The organism is Marinomonas vaga (assembly GCF_055388305.1).
Map to the genome: position 1 here is coordinate 3,605,467 of NZ_AP043903.1, position 15,786 is coordinate 3,621,252.

Below are 15,786 nucleotides of genomic sequence, written 5' to 3' on the forward strand. Positions count from 1 at the left end.
CCTAAACATCTCGCCTAATTGGAGGCCCAAATGCCCATTGCATTGTTAGCACTGACACTCAGTGCCTTCGCGATTGGAACCACAGAGTTCGTCATTGTCGGACTGGTGCCCACTATCGCTCAAGATCTTAACGTATCTCTACCATCCGCAGGTTTATTGGTGAGCTTATACGCCCTCGGCGTTGCCATCGGTGCTCCTGTGCTGACCGCCCTAATGGGACGCTGGAAACGCAAACAGGTGTTGCTCAGCGTTATGAGCCTATTCGTTATTGGCAACCTTCTGGCTTGGCTCGCCCCAAGTTATGAGGCTCTGATTACCGCTAGGGTGCTTACTGGTTTAGCCCATGGGGTGTTTTTCTCCATCGGTTCCACCATTGCTACCAGTCTGGTCAGTAAAAACAAAGAGGCCAGCGCCATCGCCATCATGTTTACCGGCTTGACCGTTGCCCTAGTGACAGGTGTGCCTCTGGGAACTTGGATCGGTCAGCATTTCGGCTGGCGCGCCACCTTTATGATTGTCTCAGCCCTAGGATTAATTGCTCTGATAGGGAGTGCTTTATTGATCCCGAGAAATCTAACGCAAAAAGCCCCTGCGCCTATTAAGCAGCAGTTAAATGTGTTGGCTCAGCCTCGATTGCTGTTGGTGTTTGCCATGACAGCCGTGGGCTATGGCGGCACTTTTACAACGTTCACCTTCTTGGCTCCCATTTTGGAACAAGTCTCCGGCTTTCAAGCCAGCACTGTCGGATTAATCATGCTGGTATACGGCGTCTCTGTGGCCGTGGGCAATATCTGGGGTGGCAAGCTGGCGGATCGCCTTGGCCCCATCAAAGCATTAACCATTATTTTTGTAGCCTTAGCCCTCATCTTAGGGATCTTTACCATGACTGCAGGCCATCCAGTGCTGGCAGTGCTGACCATTCTAGTTTGGGGCGCCTTCGCCTTTGGTAACGTGCCTGGGCTTCAAGTGTATGTTGTACAACTGGCTGAAAAATACACGCCCCATGCGGTGGATGTGGCGTCAGGTTTGAACATCGCAGCGTTCAATGTGGGTATCGCCCTTGGGTCTATTCTCGGCGGGCAAATCATTAACCATATGACCCTGATGGATACCGCTTGGATCGGCGCTCTGATCGTCCTTATTGCCCTAGTGCTCACCCGCCTGTCGGGCGCCTTAGAGCAACCAAACGTCGCAATCAGGAGATCAATTTAAACGCTTTGAACCTAACCCTGACCGAAGCTGACATGAGTCGTATCGCTACCCTTGATCAAGGGGAACGCATCGCCAACCCAGACTTTGCTCCCCAATGGGATTAATAGCTCCTGAGTGCTAGATAGCAAAAAGCCAACCTTTGATGGGTTGGCTTTTTGTTGCATTCAGTGGCTAGTCTTGTCTGGTTTTTGGCCTTCATCAGGCCTTCTTCACATATTTGGCAGTGATGAACATATCCCCAGCACCATCCACTTTACAGTCTAACTGATGATCTTTTTTGTCATGAATTCGCTTTACAAGGGCTTTGGTGCCAATTTTCAGACCTTGGGAACTGCCCTTCACTTTTAGATCTTTGATCAAAGTGACTTTGTCACCCTCTTCTAACAAGGCGCCATTAGCATCTTTGACATTCACTGCCTCATCTTCCGCTACTTCTACTGGGTTCCATTCATAGCCGCATTCAGGACAGATCAACAATTCTTGATCTTGATAGACGTATTCAGATTGGCAGCTAGGACAAGAAGGTAAAGACATAGGATTCACTTGTGGTCGGTAAAAGAGCGTATGGTAACGACTCTTTTACCGATATCCAACCGAGGCTAGTTCATTTGTTGACACTGAAACATGCGTCCGCCGGATTCAAATAGAGCTTCGTTGCCCTTTTGCCAAAAGCTTAGCTCCCCTTCCCCGTACTTAGCACCGGACCCGGTTTCCATACCTGCAAGTACTGTTCGTTGCTCCCCAACCGTAAGTTGAATCGCATCTTCTCGAAGCAATCGAATGGCAACTTCTCCAGCGGAGCCACAGTCAAAATACGTCACAGATTTTGACGCTTTATCATGAATCACTGGAGTTGACGACATCTCGATCATTTTTAAACGAGGCTTACCGGCTGCATCCTCTGCCACCAGCCAAGTATCCGCTAATCGATGTATGGTTACCGTTTCTTGCAAGGCATTTAAAAAGCGCTGTTCCTGACGCATCAGGGCCGGAGCACAGGCCATGCGTGTGGAGATAGCTTGGCTCAAGGCCACCGTTTCCCCTTCGTCGGTCATGGTGGCAGAATACTGATTACATCCTGTCACGCCTGATACCTGTCCTTCTCCGGTAAACATCAGTGTGACCATGGAGCTATCAATTACGCCCCCTTGGTCAATGCTTTCTACCTGCCATTGACCCGTTAGATCACTTACCGAAACACTTTCATAAGAGGTGGTCTCGGCTTTTTGCGATGCACATCCTGTTATCGCAGAAGCCAAAAAAACACACGAGCCAAATCGTAAATAAGACATTACTTTCCCCTAGTTTCATCCAATGAACTCAAAAGCGTAAATTTAGGCAAAACCTTGCCTCTTGAATACATAGATCCCTATTTATCCATATAGCGTACAGAAAGCTTACAGCTTGCAGTGCCTCCCATTCGTCAATACAAGAAGTCCGTTAAGTAATACGTAAAAACACCAGTCATTACCAAAAACTCACAGAAAATCAGAGCCCTCTTCCCTACACTGCAAAAAAAATTAGATCGTGATGTGCTCTATGTCTCAAAGAAAAGCCCTATGGCTCAAAACAACCTTGGCAGGCGTCCTTGTGACACTGGCTTTTCCCATTACCTTGATGATGGGCAGCTATGTGAACGCGGGGCATGGATTGTCCGTCAAACACGATCAGGGATTAGAATTTGAATGGCAGGACACTCAAGCTAAAAACCATGCTTTCAGTGATCTGGAGTCCGATGCTGTGTACTTAATGATGGGCTTCTTCTCCTGCTCAGAAGCCTGCCCATTGCGAGTCCATCAGCTTCAGCAGCTTAGCCAACAACTGGATGCCAAGCACCCTAACAGCTCAGTTCGCTTCTTCATGATCACCATCGACCCTATCAATGAACCGGCGGATCTACGTGAGCGGTATTTTGCTAGTTTATCTGATCGCTTCATCAGTGCTTCATTAGACGAAAAAACCCTTAAACGATTGCAATACCAGCTGGGGGAGCGCGTTCGAAAAATGGGAGACACCCTATCTCATGCGGGACATCTCTACCTATTAAACAAGGACAAAGAACTGGTACGGATATACAGCCAATTGGCACAACCAAAAGGCGCCTTATACAGCGACCTTACAACAACTGACCTTTTAAGGAGCGCCTTATGATGGATGCACTCTTACTGAAGCGTGACACCTTCATTTATCGTATTTTATTAGCTCAAGCGCCAATCCTGTTGGTATCGGGGTTCTTTGGAGCCAAGCTGATGACTTTTTCTGTGCTGTCGGCCGTTATCATCGCCGTTGTATCCAGCATTGCTTTTTTCCTGTTAAAAGGCACTAAGGCCTTTGGCATCCTCGCTGCTGTTATCATGATGTCCGTGTCAGGGCTCTTGATCCAATCCCAGCTGGGTATGATCGAAATGCACTTTCATATCTTTGCCACCATTGCCGTATTCCTAATCTATGAGCGCTATCTGCCATTTATCGCCGGATTGCTGACCGTAGCCGTTCACCATTTGCTACTTACCTATTTGCAAATGAACGGCAGCATGATTATGGGCCTACCGGCCATGGCTTTTGCTGGCGACTGTAACTGGGGCATTACCTTCTTACACGCGGCATTTGCTGCCGCAGAGACCGGTATCCTAATTTTCATGGCGCACCTAATGGCCCGTGAATCCACAGCGAATCGCCGTATCGCAGATGTGGTCAACCAAGTCTCCTTAAACAATGACCTCACACCCCGTATTGATAATGCCAAAGGTGAATCAGAGCTGGCTCTGAATGCCATGCTGGACTCCTTGAGTGGCATCTTTAAAGACTATCTGTGTATTGCCAACCGCCTGTCTGAAACCTCTGAAAGTATTCAGAACATCAGCCAGATGACCATCCAGACCAGTGACACGCAGCGTCGTACTACAGAGCACCTAGAGGAAGAAACCGCGAAAATGATGGAGCAGGTGGAGCAAACGGCTAACAACTGTTCCAATGCAGCAGAGCTAGCGTCAGAAGTGGAGTCTTCCAGCGCAACGGATCAGCAAGATGCCAACGTTGTCGCTAAAGACATGCAGACACTGGAGCAAGAAACCTCATCTGCAGTGCAGTCTATTAATGAGCTGACTCAGGAAGTAGCCTCCATCACCAGTGCATTAGAAGCCATCCGAGGCATCTCAGAACAAACTAATTTGCTCGCCCTAAACGCTGCCATTGAGGCCGCCCGAGCAGGAGAAACAGGCCGTGGGTTTGCGGTGGTTGCCGACGAAGTACGCGCCCTGGCACAACGCAGTGGCGAGTCCACTGACGAAATCGAAAAAGTCGTTGAACGCCTCAATCAGAGCATGATCAATGCGGTCAGCTCAATGGACTCAGGAAGAAGCCGTACAATTGAAAATGTCAGCAAGGTACAAGGCATTGCCGATCGCATCTCCAGCAGAGCATCTCAAGTGAGCCAAGTATCTCATATGAACCGAGCTACGGCAGACGACACGAAAAACCAAGCCTCCATGCTGACTGAAGTGGATCGCCAACTGGCAGAAAACTGCGCCACTCTTAAAGAACTGGCCAGCGAAATTCACAAAGTCTCAGGCTTAGCAGATGAGCTGAGCACTATTGCCACCGATTACAACGAGAAGTCTAAAATCTTCAAATTGGCATAACCCTCTACTCCCTAAAAGGCACGTTTTCCTTCCGGATTCGTGCCTTTTCTTTTTCTGCATGGTTAATGTTTAGAAAGTATCCCTTTGAACACAATATGCTAAGGTAGCGTTTTCAAACATTATGTCCGAGAGGCCCTATGTTCCATCGACTCGTGTTCACTGTTGCGCTCACTGTTTTTACCACTGTCAGCTATTCCGCAGAGCACGTGGTAAAAATGCTTAACCAAGGAGAATGGGGCTACATGGCGTTTGAACCCAGCTTTTTGAAAGTCGAGGTGGGCGATACCGTGACCTTTGAGCCCACGGATTATGGTCATAACGCCGTCACAATAAACTACATGATTCCACGCGGAGCAAACCGTTACCGTGGTGATATCAATAAGCCGATTACCATGACCATCAATAAAGCAGGCTTTTATGGCATCGAATGCGCGCCCCACCTTACCATGGGGATGGTGATGATCATCCAAGCGGGTGAAGGAGACATCAGCGAATTCGACATCCCTAAAACCCTGCCTAAACAGCCCAAGCTACGTTTCAACGCCATCAAGGCTTCAGTGCTTGCAGAGTAAGTTTTTTAGACATAAAAAAAGGCCGCCTAATGGCAGCCTCTTTCGGTAAGCAATGAATCAGTGATGATTAGATCGCTACAATGTTCTCAGCTTGAGGTCCTTTTGGACCTTGAGTCACGATGAACTCAACTGCTTGGCCTTCAGCCAATGTTTTGAAACCAGATGTTTGAATAGCGCTGAAATGAGCGAACACGTCTGGACCAGATTTTTGCTCGATGAAGCCAAAACCTTTCGTTTCGTTAAACCATTTTACGGTGCCAGTAGTTGTCGTAGACATAATAAGTATCCTGTAGATATAAAAAATAATGTGCCTTTTTAGGCGGAATAGCATGGAAATGAAGACAAAGTTTTAAATACTGCAGGACGGAGAACTACGAATAACGCTACGCAAAGAGGAAGTAAAAAGACGCTGTGTTTCTAGCTGCGGTTAATCTATAGACAATTGTTAACTCGGTCAAGATTTATTTCATATATATTCAGAAGTTCACCAATTAACGCGCTCTTACCAACTCTACCGCCTAACAAGATGACTAAAACTGCTTTGTCATCTTGCCTACATTAAGCTCATAGGTGGTAAAGGTATCCCCTAGCATTTGAGTTTCAAAGGTGCGTTCTGCCAGTCGGTGCAAAAAGTTATAAGCGGGTCGAGTATGCAATAAATGAATGTAAACCGTCTCATGCTGGAACGCCTCACACCAGAAAATCAATTGTTTAAAAATAGCCTTACCGATCCCCCAACTACCGTCATCCAACACGATGGCAATTTCATACCCTAACTCTGATTGCTGTATCCCACACCAGCCCACGGGAGTTTCATCCAACAAAGTAGCGCGCACTAAGCAGCCATCACAGGCGTCTTCTTCGACCTTATCGACGACCCAGTCCCTCACCCGCTGTAGGTCAAATACGTCGTGTTCGATCAAATGCTTACGAGTACTGGATTTATTCAAAATGGGAAGCAGATCGGCCGCAGCAATCTGGTCCAAGGGTAGATACTGAATACTGTCCATCGTGTTTAGGGTCTCCATGGCGGTTAATTATCTAGTTAGACGCAGGTTCGGATGATTTTGTTACAGGGGAATGGATATTGCAGCATTTTATTTATGACTCTTTGACAAGGATACTTTCATGAATGATATCAGTTCCTTAAATCAACTCCTGCCCGATTGGATGCTCTCACTAGTGGGCGTATTGGTCATTATCAGTGCGTTATTATTAATCAAACACTTCGTGTTAAAGCGCTTGATTCGTTTAGCCAACAAGAGTCAATTCTTTCTAGATTCACTCATTCTCACCGCGATTAAAACACCTCTCTCTTTGGTCATTGTCTGTATCGGCATCTTTATTTTAGAGCGCCTACCCGCTAAAGAGACCGAGTTTTCAAAAGCCATTGAAGGTTCAACGGTCTATGTGGTGCCTATCTTATTAGTCTTAGCCACAGTGCTGTTCTTTGATCGCATTGTCGCAGGCACCATCAACCATTACAGCACCAAGTCCACCCTACTTCACAGTAGCCGCCCGATTGTTAAAGGCATCAGCCGCTCTTTTGTATTTGGTATTGGGGTTTTAATCTTGTTGGGTACCTTGGGAATATCCATTACCCCATTGATTGCTTCCTTAGGAATCGGCTCATTGGCGGTAGCTTTGGCTCTGCAACCGACCTTAGAAAACTTCTTTTCTGGCGTACAGCTGCTGGTAGACCGACCGATACGGGTAGGAGATTTCATCGAGCTGGACTCTGGCGAGCAGGGCTTCGTGGAGAAAATCGGCTGGCGCTCGACTTGGATCAAGATGCTCCCCAACAACACCGTTATCATGCCCAACAGTGTGTTGTCTGAGTCAAAAATCATTAACTATTTTTACCCATCTCGTGAAATGTCCGTGCCTGTAGAAGTGGGGGTTCATTACGATTCAGACTTAGAGCAGGTAGAAGAAGTGGTCATTGACGTCGCCAAAAACCTGATGAAGGAACACGAATTCGGAGTCCCGACCCATGATCCTGTTGTGTTGTTTCACACCTTCGACAACTCCAGCATCAACTTTACCGTGATCCTAAGAGGTCAGGAGTTTTTCCATCAGTTTTTCTTGAGAGCCGCGTTTATCAAAGCCCTACATAAACGCTTTAAAGAAGAGCAAATCGTCATCCCTTATCCAATCAGTGCTATCAACACCGATCAAGAGAATGCCAAGTTTATGACCATAAAGGATCAGAACTGATGTCACCCAGCTGATGCTAAAAGAGTCATTAATTAAAATGTCGAAAGCACAATATAGGTGGTTTAAGCCTATTTGGAGACAATGCTTATCTTGGCGTGGTGGGTCGAAAGCTGAATGTCCATCTCTTCGTCTGACGAGTTTTGCCACTGATGAAGCGCTTTCAGCTGCTCAATTAACAAGGCTTTATTGTTGGAAGAAAGCTCGTTAAAAAGCTTTAGCACGGTTTGAGAGCCAGCTGTTAAATGTTGCTCGTCATGGTGACCATGCCAAGCCATTACATTACTACGCTCCAAGAAGCTAGGAATACTCGACTCAGGTTGCTCACAGGCTGCATAAAGCATAGACGGCGTTGTGCCTAACGCTTGAGAGATCTTCTGCAAAACCTTCTGGGAAGGCTGTCTCAGGCCTTTCTCAATACGCGAAATGTTACTGGTTGCAATATCTGCTTCCAGCGCGATTTGCTCTTGAGTCAATTTACGCTGCTTGCGCAAGATTTTAATAACATAGCCAATATTCATAGCGGAATTATCCGTATTTTCTTGCCTAAACGGCAAAACCAATAGGGCAAATTAATCGATATTTTTTTGCCATCAGGGCAATACACCAAAGGCAAAACCCTTGACATTTATTGCCTATGGGGCAATATTGACTTAACAAAGCCGTTGTTGTTTTTCGAAAACAAAGATCGCGAGTTCTTGTACAAACTTCAGCAAACAGTAAAACTTTGGCGAATATTTGATGTATAGCGATAAGACTGATTTTGAGACTGATGCACATTTTTTACAAGATACGAAAGGATGCTTTATTGTATTAGATCGTAATGATTGTCTAGTGTTTTGTAACGAGGCACTGAATGCAATCTACTCTGAATCCAAACAACTATACGCCCTACCCTCAGATAGTTTTTGGCTGAAGGATGAGCAAAGAATTTTTGATCTCAATGAATTTAACGGTTTAATCGGAAATGAAATTGAACTTTTATTCAAAAGTAAACTTAGCGGGTTTACTGAAGTCAAATTAACCATCAATGAAATAGAAACCCCTAGCCAAAAATACCTTGCCGTCAGTTATGTTGAAGAGCCGATTGCAACACTATCCCCCCCCTTCAAAGACTCAAGAAACGCTTATAGATCAATTGGTAAGAGATCTTCACTATGGCAAATTCTCAGTCCACTACCAGCCTCAAATCAATACAATTAATAGAGAATTATTTGGCATTGAAGCGCTCTGCCGATGGGATCGAGGACAAGAAACACCTATTAACCCAGATGTATTTGTTGCCCTAGCGGAAGATTTTAACTTTATTTCTGAGTTGGATATCTGGGTACTTGATCAGGTTTGTCACCAGTTAACAAAATGGCAAGATAAAGGCATAGAAATCCCAATGACCTCGGTGAACTTTTCACCTGTTAGCCTTAATAACCTAAACACCCATAGCAGAATATTAGCGACATTAAATAAACACCAAATCCCTACTGATAAAATCACCATAGAAATTACAGAAGGCAAAAAAATACATTATTCCGATGCTGTTATTTCCTCATTGAATCATTTAAATGCCTTGGGAATAAAGTTTTCTTTGGATGACTTTGGAATTGGTTATTCAAACTTTAAAAGACTCACAAGAATCCCTGTCTCACAATTAAAGTTAGACCGATCATTCGTATTAAACCTTCCTGAAAACCTCTATAAAGAAATCAGTGCATCTACTTTATCCATAGGCAAGAAACTAGGACTGTCCGTCATTGCCGAAGGGGTGGAAAATACCGAACAACTGGAAATACTGGAAGATCTAGGCTGTCAAATTTATCAGGGATACATGTTTTCAAAGCCACTTTCCGAGGCAGACTTTGAGAACTGGTTTTTCAACATCAGCAATCGCTGGGGTCGTTAGACTGCATCAGCACAAGTTAATGTAAACGCTTAACCTCCATTGAGCTTGTGTTGAATGCAGATAGCAGAATGGGCATCATTTGCCCCATACAAGATTTGGCTCTCGCTCAGTGGATAGGCTCCCCAATTGGATTTTTGTGCCCCTTTCATCAGCCGAGCCTGAAGCACCATGGCGACACCGGCCCTTGCACCTATAGTGTTCTTTTCACCGGCTAAGCGCTTTAAGATCAAAGACAAATCCTCCGTATTTACGATACTCATCCCAAGCTTGCCTCGTAATTCACGGTTGTCGTCTTTAAGCCCAAAACCCACTTTTTGAATCTTGGCATTGCCTAAGATTTCTGCCGCCGCGGCCAATGCAGCGGGGAAGCGTGTGGGAAATAAAAAACCCTGTGTTAAGGTCGCCAGCTGAATCAAGGTTGGCCCAGGGCTGACTTCGCCTTTGCGAAAGATCGGCTTACTTTCTGTGTCATAACCAACGCTTTCTTGCTGGCGTAACACGGCCAATGCCTGCTCAGCCTGATCCTCATTTTCAACCACTAAAATATCTGCCAAGGCTAAGCCCACATAAGGAGGCAATTGATTGATCTGTTCTTTCGTCGGCCTTTGCATCGTTTCGCTCTTATCTAAGTCTTTTTTAAGTAGGCACTCTATTTACGCGATTCACCTTAGCTTGTCGAGGACGATGCCCTCCTTCCATACAATAAAACCCTAGTCCAGCATGGCTGAACTAGGGTTGAATCGATCTTAGACTAACTCAGAAAGGACGAATAAAAGCCCCCCCTGATGAGCAAGCCTGATTAGACGTTAGACAGCTCAGAGTTCACATAATACTTAGGGCTAAACTGAGTGATCACGTAATACAAGACTGCACCACTGATGGCTCCCGTAAACCAGCCGTAGTTGTAGAACCACATTAAGGTATCAAAGGTGATAGCGACCATGGTGAGCGACACAGGAATCAAGAAGGCAAACATACCCGCCCAATTCACCGCAGGATAAGCGTCTTCTTGATACAGAGCCAACACATCTAGAGTCTGCTTTTTGGTTACGAAATAATCCACAATCATGATGCCAGCAATCGGCCCAAGCAGACTTGAATAGGCCAACAGCCAGTTGGATATAAAGCCCTCAACACTCACATCGGACGCGACCCAACCAAGCTTTTTCATCAACTCCCAACCCATCAGAGCGATCCCAACCACACCGGTCAACAACACACCTTTTGTATGATTGATGTACTTTGGCGCAATGTTCTGGAAATCATTGGTAGGAGAAACCACATTAGCCGCAGTGTTAGTAGATAAGGTGGCGATAATGATCATGATCATGGCCACAGCCACCACAAAAGGATTATCGATCTGGCCCACTAGAGTAATCGGGTCAGAGATGGTGTAACCAAACATTTGTACTGACGCGGCGGTCATCACCACACCTAAGGACGAAAACATAAACATGGTCAGCGGCAAGCCAATGATTTGACCAATCACCTGATCCTTTTGCGACTTGGCGTAACGGCTAAAATCTGGAATGTTCAGGGACAAAGTGGCCCAAAAGCCCACCATGGCAGTCAATCCAGAAAAGAAGTATTTAGCAAGGCCATCGGTTTCAGGACGGTTAGCAGGCGTTGCTAGCAGCTCCACATAGGAGACCTTGCCGCTGGCCCAGAATAACAAACCCAGCGATACCACCAATAATAAAGGTGCAGACAAGGTTTCTAACCACTTAATGGAATTAGCCCCTTTCAGTACCACCAAGACATTCAACAACCAAAAAATGAAGAAACCAATGACTTCCCCGACGCCCCCTAAACTCGCCCAAGCAGAAGAGATCGATGAGAGAAATAGATGAATAGCCAGACCGCCAAACATGGTCTGAATACCAAACCAACCACAGGCCACCAAACCACGAACCATACAAGGAATGTTCGACCCTTTTATACCAAATGAAGAACGGAGCATGACAGGGAATGGAATGCCGTATTTCGTCCCTGCAAAAGCGTTTAAGGTTAATGGAATCAGCACGACTATATTGGCGATCAAAATCGTCACCAAGGCTTCCACCACAGACAAACCAAAATAGTTGGTTAAAATCCCCCCCAACGTATAAGTCGGCACACAGATAGCAATCCCTACCCACAAGGCAGCGATATTAAATTTCCCCCAGGTTCGTTCAGATACTTTCGTCGGCGCCAAATCCTCATTGAAATTGTTACTCGACTTTAGATCTTCCCCGACTTCTAACTCGTAAAACTCATCAATCTTTTTCATGCTTGAATTCATTTCTAGGTCCTCATTGACTAAGAAAACAGTTTTAGTTAATCACTCGTTTCATCCACGTATTGCACAAACATGACTTTGTTTTTATTAAGATTTCAGAGGTTTGTTTGGTTATCGTTGAGCCATACAAAAATCACTTTGTTAGCTCAGACTTTGGTATTTGCGATTGAAATACACCAAATTAGTCGCGGCTTCGGCTAAGCCCACCGCCACCACTTCGCAAAAAAACACTTCGTGAGTGCCGACCGTATTGCGCGACGCAATGCGACAATCAAACACGGTAGCACTGGCGGTCAATGACGGAGCGCCAGTGACCATAGGCTGCCACTGGGTCTGGGCAAAGCGCTCGGCTTGACTGAGCTTACTGGCAAAGGTGCCAGAAACTTCGTCTTGCCCAGCCCCAAGCACATTGACACAAAGGTGTTCCGCCTGATCAAAGGCTGAATACACCGAAGAAGAACGGTTCAAACACACCAAAAGTGTCGGTGGCGTATCGGTCACACTGGTCACCGCCGTCGCGGTAAAGCCAACAGGTCCCCCGTCTGTCATGGTAGTGATCACGTTGACGGACGCCCCTAATCGAGACATCCCTTCACGAAACAGCTTGGAGACATCTTCTCCCTTTAGTGACGGATCAAATGCAAAAGCGTTTACAGCCGATTCCCTTTGGGCTGTGGTGGATTCTTTAAAATGTGGTTTTGAATAGGTTGCAGAATCAGACATATGGTCAGATCTCCTCTGAATCTAGATTTGCTTTATATAAGGACGGTGCAAGTGGCGCTTTGCTCATCTCAGTGGTCGTGAACAATTCTTCGCCCCTAACGCAAAGCATCGTAAAACGTTTCGAGTAGTTGATTAAAAGCCTCAGGCTCAGTCACATTGCAGCCGTGACCACCGTGCTCTAACAGATACAGACTTGAATGGGTCAAAGTCTTGTCCAGCTCCAAGGAGCAAGAATACGGCACCAGCAAATCGTCTTTGGTGGCCACTAGCCCAACCGGGCACGTCACAGATGGTAAAGACTGAGACACATCAAAGGCTTCAATGGCCGCGATCCGCGTCAGCAAGTTGTCTTCGCTAAAATCAGAAGACAGTAAATGGTCTAATTCGCGATCCAGCAGGGCCCGATTGGTTTTCATCCACTCTGATGGGTACAAAAACAACGGCTGGGCTTTGAGGTACATGGCCAAACCGGATTGCTTAAGAATGGACTGACGAATCTCAAAACAGCGTTTAGTGTGATCATCGGTTTTCGCCCAAGCATTGATCAGCAACAGACTCGCCACCTTCTCAGGGCTTTGAATCGCCAGTTGTAAGCCCATCAAGCCCCCCAAGGCATGACCTAGGATGTGGGCGCGTTCGGTTTCCGTCTGCGCCATGACGGTTTCAATCTCTGCCGCCATCTGAGCCATGTTGTAGCCTTCAGGCAAAGTGCCCATACTTTTCCCAGTGCCATAGTGATCATAAATAATGACCTTGAAGCGCTTCGCCAGCTCAGGCACTTGCGCCTGCCAATAATGGTGAGAACCACCCAGCCCCGAGGAGAGTAAAATCGCCTCGGAGTGAGCAGGATCACCATGGATTTCGTAATACATGGTCTTCCCTGCCTTGCTCTGGATTAGTCTTTGCCAACGTGAGCAATGGAAGCGATCTCAACCAGGGCCGCTTCTTTTACTAAGCCACATTGAATGCAGTAACGGGCAGGTTTTTCACCGGGAAAAAACTCCGCATAGACTTGGTTAATGGCAGCGTAATCGCCCCAGTCTTTGATCATAATCATGTTGAAGGTCACATCTGCCATGGTGCCTCCCGCTTCTTCCACCACGCCTTTGATGGTTTCCAAAACGTGTCGAGTTTGCGCACTGGCATCCCCCGGAAAAACCACGTTGTTATCACTATCAAACGGCAAGGTGCCCGACACATAAACAATGCCGTCCGCCATTGTCCCAGGGACAAAAGGTGCAATAGGTGTTCCGGTTCCTTTTGGCATTACAGTTTGCTTTGGCATACATGATTCCTTATTCAGAGAGAGCGTTACGGTAGTCTTCTAGGCTGGCAACCCAACCAAAAAACGTGCTGATGTTTTTAAGGGCGGCGTCATGGGCAGACTGAGGCCCAGCGGGATAGGTCGCATCGGACAGGGCGATACCAAAATATTCCAAGTGAAAACCATCACGCAGAGTCGACTCCACACAGACATTGGTAGCGATCCCCGTGAACACGAGATTACGAATCCCCCGCGCACGGAGCATGCTGTCTAGGTTAGTGTTAAAAAAGCCGCTGTAGCGGGTTTTCGGGATAATCCAATCCCCTTCCTGAGGTGTGAGTTCATCCACCAAGGCATAATCCCACCCGCCCTTTGCTAAGAATCGGCCTTCAAGTTCGGGCTTCTTACGCATGGTTTTTAAGGCATTAGACTTATGCCAGTTAGGAGAGCCTTCGCCCCCCGCTTCCACATATTTTGGGTCCCAGCCATTTTGCAAAAACACCACTTGGATGCCTGCTTTGCGGGACAACTCAATGGCCGTATTAATGTTTTTCACCACTGGTGCGGTGGCCGACACATCAAACCCCGCCAGATCCAAATAGCCCTCGATGGTGGTGTAGGCATTCTGCATATCCACCACGATCAAGGCCGTTTCGCTGGGCTTGATGGCAATGGCTTCCGGCTCAGCGTTAATCTGCTTGCTCGTATCCGCACCGGTATTTAAGGCGTACCCTGACATCATGCGGCGTACTCCCCTTCCACAGTCACGTGCTGGCGGGTTTTCATTAATGGCTGAATGCGCTCGCCAAAGGCCGTCACACCTTCAACAAAGTGATCAAAGGTCAACAACACACCGCCAGTCCCTTGCACTTCTGCCACTTCGTCCAGTAGCTTTGCTACGGTTTCGTAGGAGCCCACCAAGGTGCCCATATTGATATTGACCGCCGAAGTCGGATCAGACATTTGACGCACATTGGTATCAGAACCTGAGGTTTTGTCTTTGGCAGCCTGAACCCCCAACCACTCCAGTGCCTCGTCGTCTTTGCCTTCTTTATAGCTTTCCCACTTTGCGCGAGCCGCCTCATCGGTTTCATCAGCGATCACCATAAAGAGCACAAAAGCACTCACATCACGACCAGTCTTTTCGGTGGCACCTTTAAGACGATTTATCGCAGGCTCAAAGGCTTGTGGTGTGTTGACCCCTTTGCCAAAGATAAAGTTGTAGTCAGCAAATTTGGCCGAAAACGCCATGCCCGCATCACTGGAGCCGGCACAAATGATCTTCATTCTCTCCTGTGGCTGAGGACTGACTCGGCAGTCTTCCATGGTGAAATGATCCCCTTTGAAATCCGACTTGCCTTCGTCCCACAGGTCACGCAACACCTGAGCATACTCAGAGAGATAGTCATAACGGGAACCAAAAAACTCATCCCCTGGCCATAACCCCATTTGTGAGTACTCAGGTTTTTGCCAGCCAGTCACAAGGTTCACACCAAAGCGACCATGGGAAATGGAATCAATAGTGGACGCCATACGCGCCACAATCGCAGGGGGCAATGTTAGGGTCGCCGCGGTAGCGAAAAGTTTGATTTTAGAGGTGGCAGCAGCCAAACCCGCCATTAGGGTGAAAGACTCTAAGTTGTGATCCCAAAACTCTGTTTTACCACCAAATCCACGCAACTTAATCATGGATAAAGCGAAGTCCAGACCGTAGTGCTCAGCGCGCAAAACAATCTCTTTATTGAGATCAAATGTCGGCATGTACTGAGGTGCATTTTCAGAGATCAGCCAGCCATTATTTCCAATCGGGATAAAAACACCAATTTGCATAAAAACTCCTTTTATCTTTCAAAATATCTATCTGCTCACTTTTTGATCTATATCAAGAAAGATGCCAAAAAAGTTTTACTTATATTTAACAATCACTTAGCTAAAAACAGCCTAAAGTTTTCAGACCAATTGGTCTGTTTTGAACCATCTAGAAT

General features: G+C 46.6%; 19 protein-coding genes. 7 read left to right on the forward strand and 12 right to left on the reverse strand.

Going from position 1 to position 15,786, the window contains the following annotated elements; all coding sequences use genetic code 11:
• Positions 1 to 30: 30 nt before the first annotated feature.
• On the forward strand, positions 31 to 1,212 hold the full coding sequence (locus ACZ5DR_RS16925; protein WP_377365459.1) for an MFS transporter: 1,182 nt from the start codon (positions 31 to 33) through the stop codon (positions 1,210 to 1,212).
• A gap of 198 nt (positions 1,213 to 1,410) precedes the next feature.
• On the opposite strand, the gene ACZ5DR_RS16930 is transcribed toward ACZ5DR_RS16925, so the two are convergent.
• Both ACZ5DR_RS16930 and ACZ5DR_RS16935 read right to left on the reverse strand, forming a co-directional pair.
• The gene (locus ACZ5DR_RS16930) at positions 1,411 to 1,746 is read right to left on the reverse strand and encodes a zinc ribbon domain-containing protein YjdM (RefSeq protein WP_377365457.1); all 336 of its coding nucleotides are present in this window, start codon (positions 1,744 to 1,746) and stop codon (positions 1,411 to 1,413) included.
• A gap of 65 nt (positions 1,747 to 1,811) precedes the next feature.
• Positions 1,812 to 2,504 (reverse strand): META domain-containing protein, encoded by a 693-nt coding sequence (locus ACZ5DR_RS16935; protein ID WP_377365456.1) that lies wholly within the window; start codon positions 2,502 to 2,504, stop codon positions 1,812 to 1,814.
• 247 nt (positions 2,505 to 2,751) lie between these two features.
• On the opposite strand from ACZ5DR_RS16935, the gene ACZ5DR_RS16940 reads away from it, so the two are divergent.
• The 3 genes from ACZ5DR_RS16940 to ACZ5DR_RS16950 all read left to right on the forward strand — a co-directional run bounded on the left by ACZ5DR_RS16940 (position 2,752) and on the right by ACZ5DR_RS16950 (position 5,425).
• The gene (locus tag ACZ5DR_RS16940; protein ID WP_377365454.1) at positions 2,752 to 3,363 is read left to right on the forward strand and encodes an SCO family protein; all 612 of its coding nucleotides are present in this window, start codon (positions 2,752 to 2,754) and stop codon (positions 3,361 to 3,363) included.
• Positions 3,360 to 4,853, forward strand: a complete 1,494-nt coding sequence (locus tag ACZ5DR_RS16945; protein ID WP_377365452.1) for a methyl-accepting chemotaxis protein — start codon at positions 3,360 to 3,362, stop codon at positions 4,851 to 4,853. Before ACZ5DR_RS16940 ends, ACZ5DR_RS16945 begins: the two co-directional genes overlap by 4 nt.
• Positions 4,854 to 4,990: 137 nt before the next feature.
• Positions 4,991 to 5,425: a pseudoazurin gene (locus ACZ5DR_RS16950; RefSeq protein ID WP_377365451.1), complete on the forward strand. Its 435-nt coding sequence runs from the start codon at positions 4,991 to 4,993 to the stop codon at positions 5,423 to 5,425.
• Positions 5,426 to 5,492: 67 nt separating this feature from the next.
• On the opposite strand, the gene ACZ5DR_RS16955 is transcribed toward ACZ5DR_RS16950, so the two are convergent.
• Together ACZ5DR_RS16955 and ACZ5DR_RS16960 are read right to left on the reverse strand one after the other, a co-directional pair.
• Entirely contained in the window at positions 5,493 to 5,702 is a 210-nt protein-coding gene (locus ACZ5DR_RS16955; RefSeq protein ID WP_377365449.1) for a cold-shock protein, read from the reverse strand.
• 253 nt (positions 5,703 to 5,955) lie between these two features.
• Positions 5,956 to 6,435: a hypothetical protein gene (locus tag ACZ5DR_RS16960; protein ID WP_377365447.1), complete on the reverse strand. Its 480-nt coding sequence runs from the start codon at positions 6,433 to 6,435 to the stop codon at positions 5,956 to 5,958.
• Positions 6,436 to 6,553: 118 nt separating this feature from the next.
• On the opposite strand from ACZ5DR_RS16960, the gene ACZ5DR_RS16965 reads away from it, so the two are divergent.
• Positions 6,554 to 7,642 (forward strand): mechanosensitive ion channel family protein, encoded by a 1,089-nt coding sequence (locus tag ACZ5DR_RS16965; RefSeq protein ID WP_377365445.1) that lies wholly within the window; start codon positions 6,554 to 6,556, stop codon positions 7,640 to 7,642.
• Positions 7,643 to 7,710: 68 nt separating this feature from the next.
• Here ACZ5DR_RS16965 and ACZ5DR_RS16970 read toward each other — a convergent pair whose 3' ends face one another.
• On the reverse strand, positions 7,711 to 8,160 hold the full coding sequence (locus ACZ5DR_RS16970; RefSeq protein WP_377365444.1) for a helix-turn-helix domain-containing protein: 450 nt from the start codon (positions 8,158 to 8,160) through the stop codon (positions 7,711 to 7,713).
• Between the two features lie 220 nt (positions 8,161 to 8,380).
• Between ACZ5DR_RS16970 and ACZ5DR_RS16975 the strand changes: the two genes are divergently transcribed.
• Together ACZ5DR_RS16975 and ACZ5DR_RS16980 are read left to right on the forward strand one after the other, a co-directional pair.
• On the forward strand, positions 8,381 to 8,842 hold the full coding sequence (locus tag ACZ5DR_RS16975) for a hypothetical protein (protein WP_377365442.1): 462 nt from the start codon (positions 8,381 to 8,383) through the stop codon (positions 8,840 to 8,842).
• Entirely contained in the window at positions 8,778 to 9,536 is a 759-nt protein-coding gene (locus tag ACZ5DR_RS16980; protein WP_464543829.1) for an EAL domain-containing protein, read from the forward strand. Before ACZ5DR_RS16975 ends, ACZ5DR_RS16980 begins: the two co-directional genes overlap by 65 nt.
• A 29-nt stretch (positions 9,537 to 9,565) precedes the next feature.
• On the opposite strand, the gene ACZ5DR_RS16985 is transcribed toward ACZ5DR_RS16980, so the two are convergent.
• From ACZ5DR_RS16985 to rutA, 7 genes are all read right to left on the reverse strand, one after another.
• A complete protein-coding gene (locus tag ACZ5DR_RS16985) occupies positions 9,566 to 10,147 on the reverse strand; it encodes a 3'-5' exonuclease (RefSeq protein WP_377365440.1) in 582 nt (193 codons plus the stop codon).
• Positions 10,148 to 10,335: 188 nt separating this feature from the next.
• Entirely contained in the window at positions 10,336 to 11,817 is a 1,482-nt protein-coding gene (locus tag ACZ5DR_RS16990) for an NCS1 family nucleobase:cation symporter-1 (protein ID WP_377365439.1), read from the reverse strand.
• Between the two features lie 138 nt (positions 11,818 to 11,955).
• Positions 11,956 to 12,537, reverse strand: coding sequence for a flavin reductase (locus tag ACZ5DR_RS16995; protein ID WP_377365437.1), 582 nt, complete (start codon positions 12,535 to 12,537; stop codon positions 11,956 to 11,958).
• 95 nt (positions 12,538 to 12,632) lie between these two features.
• Positions 12,633 to 13,409 carry a pyrimidine utilization protein D gene (gene rutD, locus ACZ5DR_RS17000; protein WP_377365436.1) on the reverse strand — a complete coding sequence of 259 codons (777 nt, stop codon included), beginning with the start codon at positions 13,407 to 13,409 and terminating at the stop codon, positions 12,633 to 12,635.
• 23 nt (positions 13,410 to 13,432) lie between these two features.
• Positions 13,433 to 13,822, reverse strand: a complete 390-nt coding sequence (rutC, locus tag ACZ5DR_RS17005) for a pyrimidine utilization protein C (protein WP_377365435.1) — start codon at positions 13,820 to 13,822, stop codon at positions 13,433 to 13,435.
• Between the two features lie 10 nt (positions 13,823 to 13,832).
• Positions 13,833 to 14,543, reverse strand: coding sequence for a pyrimidine utilization protein B (gene rutB / locus ACZ5DR_RS17010; protein ID WP_377365434.1), 711 nt, complete (start codon positions 14,541 to 14,543; stop codon positions 13,833 to 13,835).
• Positions 14,540 to 15,631, reverse strand: a complete 1,092-nt coding sequence (rutA, locus tag ACZ5DR_RS17015) for a pyrimidine utilization protein A (protein ID WP_377365433.1) — start codon at positions 15,629 to 15,631, stop codon at positions 14,540 to 14,542. Before rutA ends, rutB begins: the two co-directional genes overlap by 4 nt.
• Between the last annotated feature and the right edge of the window lie 155 nt (positions 15,632 to 15,786).

What these genes read in the sequence shown, in the direction of transcription:
- ACZ5DR_RS16925 (WP_377365459.1), top strand. Translation starts at nt 31, where the DNA reads ATGCCCATTGCATTGTTAGCACTGACACTCAGTGCCTTCGCGATTGGA.
- ACZ5DR_RS16930 (WP_377365457.1), bottom strand. Translation starts at nt 1,746, where the DNA reads ATGTCTTTACCTTCTTGTCCTAGCTGCCAATCTGAATACGTCTATCAA.
- ACZ5DR_RS16935 (WP_377365456.1), bottom strand. Translation starts at nt 2,504, where the DNA reads ATGTCTTATTTACGATTTGGCTCGTGTGTTTTTTTGGCTTCTGCGATA.
- ACZ5DR_RS16940 (WP_377365454.1), top strand. Translation starts at nt 2,752, where the DNA reads ATGTCTCAAAGAAAAGCCCTATGGCTCAAAACAACCTTGGCAGGCGTC.
- ACZ5DR_RS16945 (WP_377365452.1), top strand. Translation starts at nt 3,360, where the DNA reads ATGATGGATGCACTCTTACTGAAGCGTGACACCTTCATTTATCGTATT.
- ACZ5DR_RS16950 (WP_377365451.1), top strand. Translation starts at nt 4,991, where the DNA reads ATGTTCCATCGACTCGTGTTCACTGTTGCGCTCACTGTTTTTACCACT.
- ACZ5DR_RS16955 (WP_377365449.1), bottom strand. Translation starts at nt 5,702, where the DNA reads ATGTCTACGACAACTACTGGCACCGTAAAATGGTTTAACGAAACGAAA.
- ACZ5DR_RS16960 (WP_377365447.1), bottom strand. Translation starts at nt 6,435, where the DNA reads ATGGACAGTATTCAGTATCTACCCTTGGACCAGATTGCTGCGGCCGAT.
- ACZ5DR_RS16965 (WP_377365445.1), top strand. Translation starts at nt 6,554, where the DNA reads ATGAATGATATCAGTTCCTTAAATCAACTCCTGCCCGATTGGATGCTC.
- ACZ5DR_RS16970 (WP_377365444.1), bottom strand. Translation starts at nt 8,160, where the DNA reads ATGAATATTGGCTATGTTATTAAAATCTTGCGCAAGCAGCGTAAATTG.
- ACZ5DR_RS16975 (WP_377365442.1), top strand. Translation starts at nt 8,381, where the DNA reads ATGTATAGCGATAAGACTGATTTTGAGACTGATGCACATTTTTTACAA.
- ACZ5DR_RS16985 (WP_377365440.1), bottom strand. Translation starts at nt 10,147, where the DNA reads ATGCAAAGGCCGACGAAAGAACAGATCAATCAATTGCCTCCTTATGTG.
- ACZ5DR_RS16990 (WP_377365439.1), bottom strand. Translation starts at nt 11,817, where the DNA reads ATGAATTCAAGCATGAAAAAGATTGATGAGTTTTACGAGTTAGAAGTC.
- ACZ5DR_RS16995 (WP_377365437.1), bottom strand. Translation starts at nt 12,537, where the DNA reads ATGTCTGATTCTGCAACCTATTCAAAACCACATTTTAAAGAATCCACC.
- rutD (WP_377365436.1), bottom strand. Translation starts at nt 13,409, where the DNA reads ATGTATTACGAAATCCATGGTGATCCTGCTCACTCCGAGGCGATTTTA.
- rutC (WP_377365435.1), bottom strand. Translation starts at nt 13,822, where the DNA reads ATGCCAAAGCAAACTGTAATGCCAAAAGGAACCGGAACACCTATTGCA.
- rutB (WP_377365434.1), bottom strand. Translation starts at nt 14,543, where the DNA reads ATGATGTCAGGGTACGCCTTAAATACCGGTGCGGATACGAGCAAGCAG.
- rutA (WP_377365433.1), bottom strand. Translation starts at nt 15,631, where the DNA reads ATGCAAATTGGTGTTTTTATCCCGATTGGAAATAATGGCTGGCTGATC.